The following is a 9,922-nucleotide window of genomic DNA, read 5'->3' on the forward strand; positions in this document are numbered from 1 at the left end:
TTATGTGATAAACTAGTACATTTTAACGAAAAACTAGTACTAGTTTATCATATAACAGTACCCATTAACGGCTAACTAGTACTGGTGTATAACAAACGGGTACCCATGTATAACAAACGAGTACTAGTTTATCATATAACAGTACTCGTTTTCGTTAACTAGTACTGGTGTATAACAAACAAGTACTAGTTTTTCGTTAAAATGTACTAGTTTATCACATATCAGTACTTTTTTATCAGTAAATAGTACTTGTTGATAATGCACTAGTACTTGTGTATTAAAAAAAGGTACGGATTTGTTCTTAACGAGTACCATTTTCTCACATGCCAGTACAGTTGGCGGTTTTATCAGTGCTATAGCAAAGGGAGTAGGGAGTAGGGAGTAGGGAGTAGGGAGTAGGGAGTAGCTTACAAGGGATTGTTTTCCCGATGCCCGATGCCCGATGCCCGATGCCCGATGCCCGATGCCCGATGCCCTTGCCCATAGCGCTATATCAATAAATTCACTGAACGCCTCAAAAAAATTCTATCAAGTACTTCCAGTTTTTATGAGGATTTTTCTGATTACATTGCTAGTTTTTTTGGGGCAATATAGTTGATGTGATGTTAACTATTGCAAGATAATATATGGCTCGACTCAAGCGAAGTTCAAGAAAATTGATGAATGCAGAACGGCGACTTGCTAGTCTTAAATCTATTAATGCTAGGCTGGATTTAGGCAATGGAATGACAATTCAGCAGTTGGAAGCTTCTATCCAATCTGTGCGAGAAAAGTTAGAAAATTACAACACTATGCTGTCAACTATTGATGGGGCTTATAATAATCTTTTAGAAGCAGAAGAGGTATTGACAGACATCAGTGAGAAAATGCTATTGGCAGTTGCTGTTAAGTATGGCAAAAACAGCTTTGAATACGAAATGGCAGGGGGTGTGCGTAAAAGTGAGCGCAAACGACGGATTCGTCGAACTATTGACAGTGCTGAATCAGAGCTAAACTAGACTTCTTGCAAAAGTCGGAAGGAACAGGGAACTTTGACTACAACAGCTTTTGGTGCTTTTATCAATATCCTAACTTTAATGGGTAGTGCTATCCCTGTTCTGTCACTTTGGGATAATCGAACCAATTTGCCTCATTTCAGCCTACGAAAAATCAAGGTTTGACCTCAGTTTGACAGAAGAATGATCCCGATTCCCGATTCCAGATTCCAGATTCCAGATTCCCTGTTCCCTGCTCCCTGTTCCCTGTTCCCTAAAACCAGAAACTCTGTACCTCACCTAATTAAAAACTGCTATAATATAATAATAATTGATTCCAGCAGCTATTGGTTAACACCTGCTTTGCACTATGGATGAAAAGCGCCTCCAAGCCTATGTGAGTCTGATTCAAGACCTGCTGAATTGTCCCAGTGGCGAGGAAGTAGAGGTTTTGAACTCCCACCAGGATTTGGTAGATGAGGAGTTGGTGCAGGTGATGCAACAGGTGGCGGAGTCGTTGGCACAGGAGGGAGATAAAGATGCTGCTGAATATTTAACCAGTGTTGCCACTCAGCTAGCTGAGGGCCTGGGATTGTCATCAACAAGTTTTACCTTTTCCCAATTGCCGACTGCAAACTCACAACTTAACTTCCTGATGGAGGTATTGCGGGCAACTAAAAAAAGCAACGGTAACCCGCAAGTGGTTTATCCCCTACTGCAAACAAACCTAGATCAGCTAGATGATAACTTGGCAGTGCTGTTGCGAGACTGGGCAACGGCGAAACTGGCAGAAGTAGAACCAGAACTAGCCCGAAGGATTGCCATAGATATTGTCAATTTCAGTAATCGGATTCAGGAGTTTCCCCTAGGCAGTAGGGCGACTAACTTAGAGATTGCCATGACTGGCTATGAGGTGGTTGGCACTGTTTTTACCCGTAAGGCTTTTCCTGTTGATTGGGCAATGACTCAAAATAATCTGGCAAGTGCCTACTGTCAGAGAATCAGGGGAGAGAAGGCAGACAACCTCGAAGCCGCCATCAAAGCTTTCCAAGGGGCTTTGCAAGTGCGCACCCGTAAGGCTTTTCCCCAAGATTGGGCACAGACTCAAAATAATTTGGGGAATGCCTACACTAACAGAATCAAGGGAGAGAAGGCAGACAACCTCGAAGCCGCCATCAAGGCTTACCAAGCTGCTTTGCAAGTGTATACCCGTGAGGCTTTTCCTGTTGATTGGGCAATGACTCAAAATAATCTGGGGAATGTCTACTTATACAGAATCAGGGGTGAGAAGGCAGACAACCTCGAAGCCGCCATCAATGCTTACCAAGCTGCTTTGCAAGTGTACACCCGTGAGGCTTTTCCCCAAGAGTGGGCAATGACTCACAATAATCTGGGTTCTGCCTACAGTGACAGAATCAGGGGTGAGAAGGCAGACAACCTCGAAGCCGCCATCAATGCTTACCAAGCTGCTTTGCAAGTGTACACCCGTGAGGCTTTTCCCCAAGAGTGGGCAACCACTCAAAATAATCTGGCTTCTACCTACTGTCAAAGAATCAGGGGTGAGAAGGCAGATAACCTCGAAGCCGCCATCACAGCTTACCAAGGAGCTTTGCAAGTACTCACCCGTGAGGCTTTTCCCCAAGAGTGGGCAACCACTCAAAATAATCTGGGAAATGCCTACTTATACAGAATCAGGGGTCAGAAGGCAGACAACCTCGAACAGGCAATCAAAGCTTTCCAAGGGGCTTTGGAAGTGCGCACCCGTGAGGCTTTTCCCCAAGAGTGGGCAACCACTCAAAATAATCTGGGAAATGCCTACTTATACAGAATCAGGGGTCAGAAGGCCGACAATCTTGAAGCCGCCATCACAGCTTACCAAGCTGCTTTGCAAGTACTCACCCGTGAGGCTTTTCCTGTTGATTGGGCAATGACTCAAAATAATCTGGCAATTGCCTACAGTGACAGAATCACGGGAGAGAAGGCAGACAACCTCGAAGCAGCCATCAATGCTTTCCAAAACGCTTTGCAAGTGCGCACCCGTGAGGCTTTTCCCCAAAACCATGCCGAAACCTTATTTAACCTTGGGCTTGCCTACCAAGATGCCCAACAGTTAACCAATGCTTATCATACCTTTGCTGAGGCTATTGAAACAGTAGAATCTCTGCGCAGCGAAATAGCATCTGGTTCTGGCATCGAAGCAGATAAACAAAAACTAGCTGAAGAATGGAATAAACTCTACAGCAGCATGGTAGAAGTATGCCTGGAACTCAACAAACCCACCGAAGCAATTGAATATGTTGAACGTAGCAAAGGCAGAAACCTAGTAGAACTCCTAGCTAACAAAAACCTCTATCCTAAACGCGATCGCTACCCCAACCCAGAGGTTCACCAAGCTCACTGCCAGCAACTAGACCAACTCCGACGGGAAATCCCAGTAATACAGCGAGAGTTAGAGATAGTAACTAGAAATCGGGAGTCAGAGGAGAAATACCACGAAACTATCAAGACAAACCAGCAAAGGTTAAAGGGCTTAAAACAGCAGCAGGATAACTTACTCAAGGAAATCAACCAACTAGATCTTAGTTTTCAATTCACCCAACAGGTTGAACCGATTCCCTTTAGTGATATCCAAACGCTGATTGATGACCACACTGCTATTATTCAGTGGTATATCACAGACAATCAGATTCTCACCTTTATCATCACCAGTCAGAATCAGCACCCACAGGTTAGGCAATTTTCTTCTGAAGACCGCAAATCCCTATTTGATTTGACTAAAGAATATTTGATTACTTACTACCAGAAAAAAGACCAGTGGGAAACTAACCTAGATCAGCTACTCAGACGACTAGCCCAGATTCTGCATCTTGAGGAAATTCTCGCTGAACTCCCCCAAAAGTGCGACCAGTTGATTCTTATCCCCCATCGCTTCTTACATTTGTTCCCCCTTCATGCATTGCCCATTAAGAATAGGGAGCAACAGGCAAACAACAGTGAGAAAAATGCCCACACTAACAATACTTACTTACTTGACTTGTTCCCCAAAGGAGTTCGATATGCTCCCAGTTGCCAATTACTGCAACTGAGTCAAAACCAAGAGCGTCCCCATTTCACTAAGCTCTTTGCTATCCAAAACCCCACTGACGACCTATACTACGCTGACTTAGAAGTTGAGAACATTCTTCCGTTATTCGACTCTTGCCAAGTCTTAGCCAAGCAGGATGCAACCGAAGCTGCTGTTAAGACCAGTCAAGAAATGCCCCTATCCCACTGTCATCATTTTTCTTGTCATGGTGAGTTTAATCTAGAATCACCCCTAGAATCAGCACTGATTCTCGCCAAAGATGACAGTCCAGAAGATGGACAGCTCACCGTACCGGAAATCTTTGGACTGAGTCTCAATCAATGCCGCCTTGTTAGCCTCTCTGCTTGTGAAACAGGCATTACTAAAGTTTTCGGTAGTACTTCTGATGAGTACAGCAGCGATGAATACATTAGTTTGCCCAGTGGTTTCCTCTACGCCGGTAGTCCCAGCGTTGTCAGCAGCCTTTGGACAGTAAATGAGTTTCCCACTGCCTTCTTAATGATTAAATTTTATCAAAACCTAAGTCAGTTTCCTACCAGAGAAACCGGTGCAGTTGCCATTGCCCTCAACCAAGCTCAAACCTGGCTGCGGGATGTTACAAAAGAAGAATTAGAAGAGTGGACAAAGCATCTTTCTCTGACTGGTACTCAGGAATTTGCCTTGTTCCGTTGGTTCAGGAACATGAAGCCGAAAGAACAACCTTTTCAATCACCTTATTACTGGGCTGCTTTTTGTGCGATCGGTAAATAAACCTTATTCTATATTTATCTATTAATTTTTATTATGTCACTGACACCAGAACAAAACATCGAAGGTTTTATTGAGCTAATCAAAGACCAACCTTCGGTTTTTTTACCTGAGAATAGGATTGATTTATATCAACAAATAGACAAGTTTCCAGAAGATGTTGCATCCCTCTCAGATGCCATCTATGCTTGGTGCAAAAAACACCCTAAAATTCTTAGTGCTTTAAATGATAAACTAGATAGCATGTTTGATTCAACACTTCTTGGAAAACAAAAGGGTCCAGCTGAATCCAATCCCAAACCTAAACCCGAAGACTACAAACCACTCCTAAAAAACCACATGCGGGAAAGTTCCCCCGAAACTACTAAGGAGCAAAAACCATCAGACTCTAACAAATGAACCAGACACCCACAGCTTGGAAAGCACAAAATCCTAGCCTCACCCTCTACGCCTTTCAGCTTCGCCAAGACATTAGCAAAGGCAAGCAACAGGTGATGGACAATGCTAACCAACTGTGGGAACAATGTGTTGCCCTTGGGGAACAGCGGAACATCCAACTCCTCAAATCTCTGAAAAAACAACTCCGCTGCTACACTTACGATCCCAAAGAATCTCAGTACCACTACAATCCCAGCAATGAAGACCAAGAAGCAACAGCAGAGGAGAAACCCTATCTAGATGATTGGCTGGAATTGGTGAGGAAAGACCCCCAATCAAATCAAGCCCGTCAGCTGCGTTTTCACAGTGACTCAGATAAAAATGGTCTGCGCCTGATGGGAGAAATTTCTCCCCTGCGCATTCACGATACCTATGCCCTTGACCTGACCCTACGTTACCGTGAAACTGTAGAGTTAGCCCAGCTAAGTCAGCTAAATCCCACTGACCAAATCCAAGCCTCCATCGGACAGACCCTACTGCTATTTACTAAACCAGTTAATGTCGAAGAATCCGCCTATCAAGACTTTGCTAATCACTGTGTTGCAGCGTTAGTCAAGGAAACAGCAGACTATCTCCAACCATCAGCAACTGGTCAACTCTTCGGTAGTCCTATTTTTGAATACGATAACGACAAACAGAAGCCCAGGGAACGCTGTCACATTTTGGTGTGGTTAGACTCTCATCCTGAAACCTTGAGCAAAACCGTCGAGGCTTATCACTCCTTGCTCAATTTGCTCGGTTGTCGCAGTAAAATACTTTACGCTTATTCTCAATCTCGCCACTGTCATGATAAAGCCTTGGAACTCTATAGGGAATTAGAGCAAAAGGTTAATGAGTTAATTCAACCCCCTGAAGAAACCCTAGAGGAACTCAACCAGTGGCTCAAGGAAATACCCCAACGGGCATTTCACTATGCTAAATACCTCCGGGACATGGAAGACCACAGAATTACAATTACTACGAACATCGAGAACTATAGGTCCAGGTTAGAGAACATTAAAGCATTGAGTTTGCCCAATGATGACCTGGCATTTCTACAAACCTTCCTTGACCGCACCTGCAAGCAATTTCAAACTCAGATTGAAGTAGACCTCAACTACCTTAGACCTACTCAACATTTATTTGAGCAGATGACTGCCACGATTCGGGGCATGATCGAGGTTAAGCAAGCAGAAAGCGATCGCATTTTACAGGAAACCTTACAAGCTAATGAAGCTGCTGCCCAAAAACGGGAACAAAAATTAGAACTAGTAGTTACCGTAGTCGGTACCGGTTTAGCCGTCAGCGGTATTTCGTCCCAAGTTGCCTCTGATGCTACCGAGAAAATTTTATCAGTTTCCAAAGACGCTAATCTTCCCAGTTATGTCGGCTACAGTTTCCTAGATATAGTATTTCATCTCCTAGTAGGAGTTATCTTAGCAACTCCTGTAGGCATTATTGTCTGGTGGTGGCGAAGAAAGCCGAACGGAAGGTAATTTATAAGGCTCCCAGGGAAGGAAGAAGGAAGAATGAAGAAGGAAGAATGAAGAAGGAAGAAGGAAGAATGAAGAATGAAGAATGAAGAATGAAGAATGAAGAATGAAGAAGGAAGAAGGAAGAATGAAGAAGGAAGAAGGAAGAAGGAAGAATGAAGAAGGAAGAATGAAGAAGGAAGAATGAAGAAGGAAGAATGAAGAAGGAAGAATGGTGAATGGTGAAGGCATAATGGTGAAGGCATAATGGTGAATTCAATTCTCAATTCTTAATTCTCAATTCTTAATTCTCAATTCTTAATTCTTAATGAACTATAAGTCTCAAGAATCTCGATACAATTTGCGATCGCACCCAAATGAGCAATTTCATAACCATGGGTATTTTGAGTAGGAAAACTCAAGCAAGCAGCACGAGCAACATGACCAAACTTCATGGCGATCGAAGCATCAGAGCCAAAACCATCAATAACCGCCAACTGAATCGGTACCTCACAACTTTCTGCCGCTTGTTGCAATTCCCGATTTAACCCTTCATCGTACATGCCATAATTATCTTGAGAGAGCAACACTGGTGCTGGTCCATCTTCGATGGGATACTCCGCAGACAACGGACAAATTTCCAGAGCAATCAACGCATCTAGAGATTGATTTTGGGTAAAATACAAAGCCCCAATTGCCCCGACTTCCTCCTTTGCTGATGCCACCAAATAGGTATCAACTGCTGGAGTTTTCAACCGTTGGGCTAAGCTTAGCAAAATCGCCACGGATGCCTTATTATCCAGGGTATAGCTAGCAATATAATCCTTAAGGCGCACAGGTCTCTTACGATGTTTACCAACCACCATACGAGTGCCTGGACGCACCCCAGCCTCTGCCAATTCTGTAGCACTACATTTAGTTTCAATCCAGGCATCTTGCCAACGTAGAGGAGCATCATCCTGCAACGCTTTTTGGGGAGATTCATGGGAAACATGACGTGAGCCAAAGGAGAGAATACCGCTAATGGTATAGTTATCCCCCAACAGCTCCACCACACCCTCACCATAAACCCAAGGAAAAGAACCCCCCAACCGGCGCACTTCCACCCGTCCTGCGTCACCAATCCGTTTAACAATCGCACCAATTTCATCTTTATGAGCAGTAATCGCAATGGGACTGGCACCAGCATCCTTACCAGGGATTTTAGCAATTACATTTCCCGCCCGATCCTGCCAAGTTTCCACCCCTAAAGCTTGAAACCGATGCAGTAACAATTGGTCAATTTCCCCTTCCGCACCACTAGGGGAATGGTGCATAACTAACTCTTCTATGGTTTTGAACAGTTGGTTGTAATTGTTAGTCATTGTTGGGAAGAGGGAGTAGGGAGTAGGGAGTCGGGAGTAGGGAGTCGGGAGTCGGGAGTCGGGAATCGGAACCCACCCCTAACCCCTCCCAGGAGGGGAACGGGAGTCGGGAATCGGGAGTCGGGAATAGTAGGAAAGAAAACCTAGGATTTTTTGATGTTATGATAACTCAGAATTGGGTTTCATGATCTAATTGAAAACGGTATCTAGAGGGAGCTTCGGAACAGGTAATAGTAGGAAAAAACTCCTAGTATTTTTTGATGATAGTGGTAAAGATGTAGTGATTTAGGCGTTGGTCTGGTCAAGGTTTCGGGAGCTAAAGTCAGGAATTGTATAGCACTACCAGGATTTTTACCGATTCCCGACTCCCGACTCCCGATTCCCGATTCCCAATTCCCGATTCCCGATTCCCGATTCCCGATTCCCGATTCGCGCATTCTAAATTCTAAATTCTAAATTCCCGATCCCCTCTTCCCTATTCTCTTAGAACCTATTCCTAAAGCCCCCAAAGCAAATAGACCTAAAGCCATTGCTGGTTCAGGAACATTAGTTGGGTGTGGATGGTTATTAGCTGGGTGTGGATGGTTATTATCTGGGTGTGGATCGTTCAATGCTGATAGGGCTAAATCCGCAATGATTCGATAAACACCAGTGGTTGGATGTTGTAAATCCCAGAATAAAAACTCTTCGGGATTCTCACATACAAATTGTGCTGGTATATTCAGACAAGGAGTAGTGACATTGGTGAAACCAAATTCCTTCGGCTGAGCCAGAATTTCCTTAAATATAGAATTAACATCAACCGGGATGATATTGACATCTGAGTCGGCAGTCTGACTGAATTGATCCAGTAGTTCAGACAAACCAGAATTATGGTCTTCTATCAAGGTGTTGAGGGCATCGGTAGTACCAGGAACACGTCCATCAACTCCCAGAGCAATGGGCGTATTGCCCAAATCTGGCAAGTTAACGACCATAATAGTCTTAGCCCCAACATCAGTCAGGTCTTGGAGTGCATCTGACAAATTTGCCAGGGTGGTGTCAGTGTCTGTAAATGGTTCAAAAGTGCCTTGGTTGGGTAGATAATCATTAGCACCAGCCCACACTATATACAGAGCATCTGGGTCAGCAGACTGACCGGCTTGTATTAGGGGAAGAGTAAACGCATCAATCTGCGGTTGCAATCCTGGTAAAACTTCCAATCCAGAGAAGGGAACAGGGGCAGTTTGTTCAGAGCCTGTAGTAGAACCACCAAAAGCGAAGTTAATGCCTTCAGTAGGGATAGCACCTGAGCCAAGAGTGGTAAACAGAGTAGGGTTTAATTCCAAATCCCCTGCAAGATAATCCACCCAGTTGGGCCCATTGGAAAAACGTCCCTCAAAATAGGGTGGACTGAGGGGAATTTGCTCTACGGTGGCATTAAACAGATTGCCTTGATCAGAGAGGCTGTCTCCAAAGATATACATCTTGCTAAACAACTCGACAGCATTTGCCCTCAGGGGCAACATTAAAGAGAAAAAGACTAATCCTGTAGCGGCAATTTGTGTCTTCATGATGTTATTTAACTTAATTGCAGATAATTATCTCAGCTCATGTCCGATTTAATACTTATCCTTCTTGGTTGATAGTAAATTGAACCTTGAAAATTAACTAACCATAAGCAATTAGCAATTAGCAATTCAAAATTCAAAATTCACAGGCATAGGATCAAGCATTTTAGACATGATTAACCGGACTTGATATAGCAGTCGCCAGGGCAGGCGCGGACATGACAAAAGTCTCAAACCTAAGTAAGCGCAAGAGTTTGACTTCTGACTTCTGACTTCTGACTTCTGACTTCTGACTTCTGACTTCTGACTTCTG

Annotated in this window: 9 protein-coding genes; 5 read left to right on the forward strand and 4 right to left on the reverse strand. The window is 44.0% G+C overall.

All coding sequences use genetic code 11. The annotated features are described in order from the left end of the window. Positions 1–319: 319 nt before the first annotated feature. Positions 320–484, reverse strand: a complete 165-nt coding sequence (locus F6J94_RS23710; protein WP_293044686.1) for a hypothetical protein — start codon at positions 482–484, stop codon at positions 320–322. 175 nt (positions 485–659) lie between these two features. Here F6J94_RS23710 and F6J94_RS23715 point away from each other — a divergent pair, with 175 nt between their 5' ends. Then, the gene (locus F6J94_RS23715) at positions 660–998 is read left to right on the forward strand and encodes a hypothetical protein (RefSeq protein ID WP_293044688.1); all 339 of its coding nucleotides are present in this window, start codon (positions 660–662) and stop codon (positions 996–998) included. Between the two features lie 141 nt (positions 999–1,139). On the opposite strand, the gene F6J94_RS23720 is transcribed toward F6J94_RS23715, so the two are convergent. Beyond that, positions 1,140–1,274, reverse strand: coding sequence for a hypothetical protein (locus tag F6J94_RS23720; protein ID WP_293044690.1), 135 nt, complete (start codon positions 1,272–1,274; stop codon positions 1,140–1,142). Between the two features lie 70 nt (positions 1,275–1,344). On the opposite strand from F6J94_RS23720, the gene F6J94_RS23725 reads away from it, so the two are divergent. From F6J94_RS23725 to F6J94_RS23735, 3 genes are read left to right on the forward strand one after another with little or no spacing between them, the layout of a single operon-like run. Further along, positions 1,345–4,809: a CHAT domain-containing protein gene (locus F6J94_RS23725; protein WP_293044692.1), complete on the forward strand. Its 3,465-nt coding sequence runs from the start codon at positions 1,345–1,347 to the stop codon at positions 4,807–4,809. A 33-nt stretch (positions 4,810–4,842) separates the two neighbouring features. Further along, positions 4,843–5,205: a hypothetical protein gene (locus F6J94_RS23730; RefSeq protein ID WP_293044694.1), complete on the forward strand. Its 363-nt coding sequence runs from the start codon at positions 4,843–4,845 to the stop codon at positions 5,203–5,205. Further along, positions 5,202–6,719: a hypothetical protein gene (locus tag F6J94_RS23735; protein WP_293044696.1), complete on the forward strand. Its 1,518-nt coding sequence runs from the start codon at positions 5,202–5,204 to the stop codon at positions 6,717–6,719. The genes F6J94_RS23730 and F6J94_RS23735 overlap by 4 nt, the downstream gene beginning before the upstream one ends. A gap of 287 nt (positions 6,720–7,006) precedes the next feature. On the opposite strand, the gene F6J94_RS23740 is transcribed toward F6J94_RS23735, so the two are convergent. Further along, positions 7,007–8,059: a M42 family peptidase gene (locus F6J94_RS23740; protein WP_293024380.1), complete on the reverse strand. Its 1,053-nt coding sequence runs from the start codon at positions 8,057–8,059 to the stop codon at positions 7,007–7,009. Here F6J94_RS23740 and F6J94_RS23745 point away from each other — a divergent pair. Beyond that, positions 8,039–8,206, forward strand: coding sequence for a hypothetical protein (locus tag F6J94_RS23745; RefSeq protein ID WP_293044698.1), 168 nt, complete (start codon positions 8,039–8,041; stop codon positions 8,204–8,206). The genes F6J94_RS23740 and F6J94_RS23745 overlap by 21 nt on opposite strands. Before the next feature lie 305 nt (positions 8,207–8,511). Here F6J94_RS23745 and F6J94_RS23750 read toward each other — a convergent pair whose 3' ends face one another. Further along, positions 8,512–9,612, reverse strand: coding sequence for an SGNH/GDSL hydrolase family protein (locus tag F6J94_RS23750; RefSeq protein ID WP_293044700.1), 1,101 nt, complete (start codon positions 9,610–9,612; stop codon positions 8,512–8,514). Between the last annotated feature and the right edge of the window lie 310 nt (positions 9,613–9,922).

Origin of the sequence: Moorena sp. SIO1F2 (assembly GCF_010672755.1) — a bacterium.
Lineage (GTDB): Bacteria > Cyanobacteriota > Cyanobacteriia > Cyanobacteriales > Coleofasciculaceae > Moorena.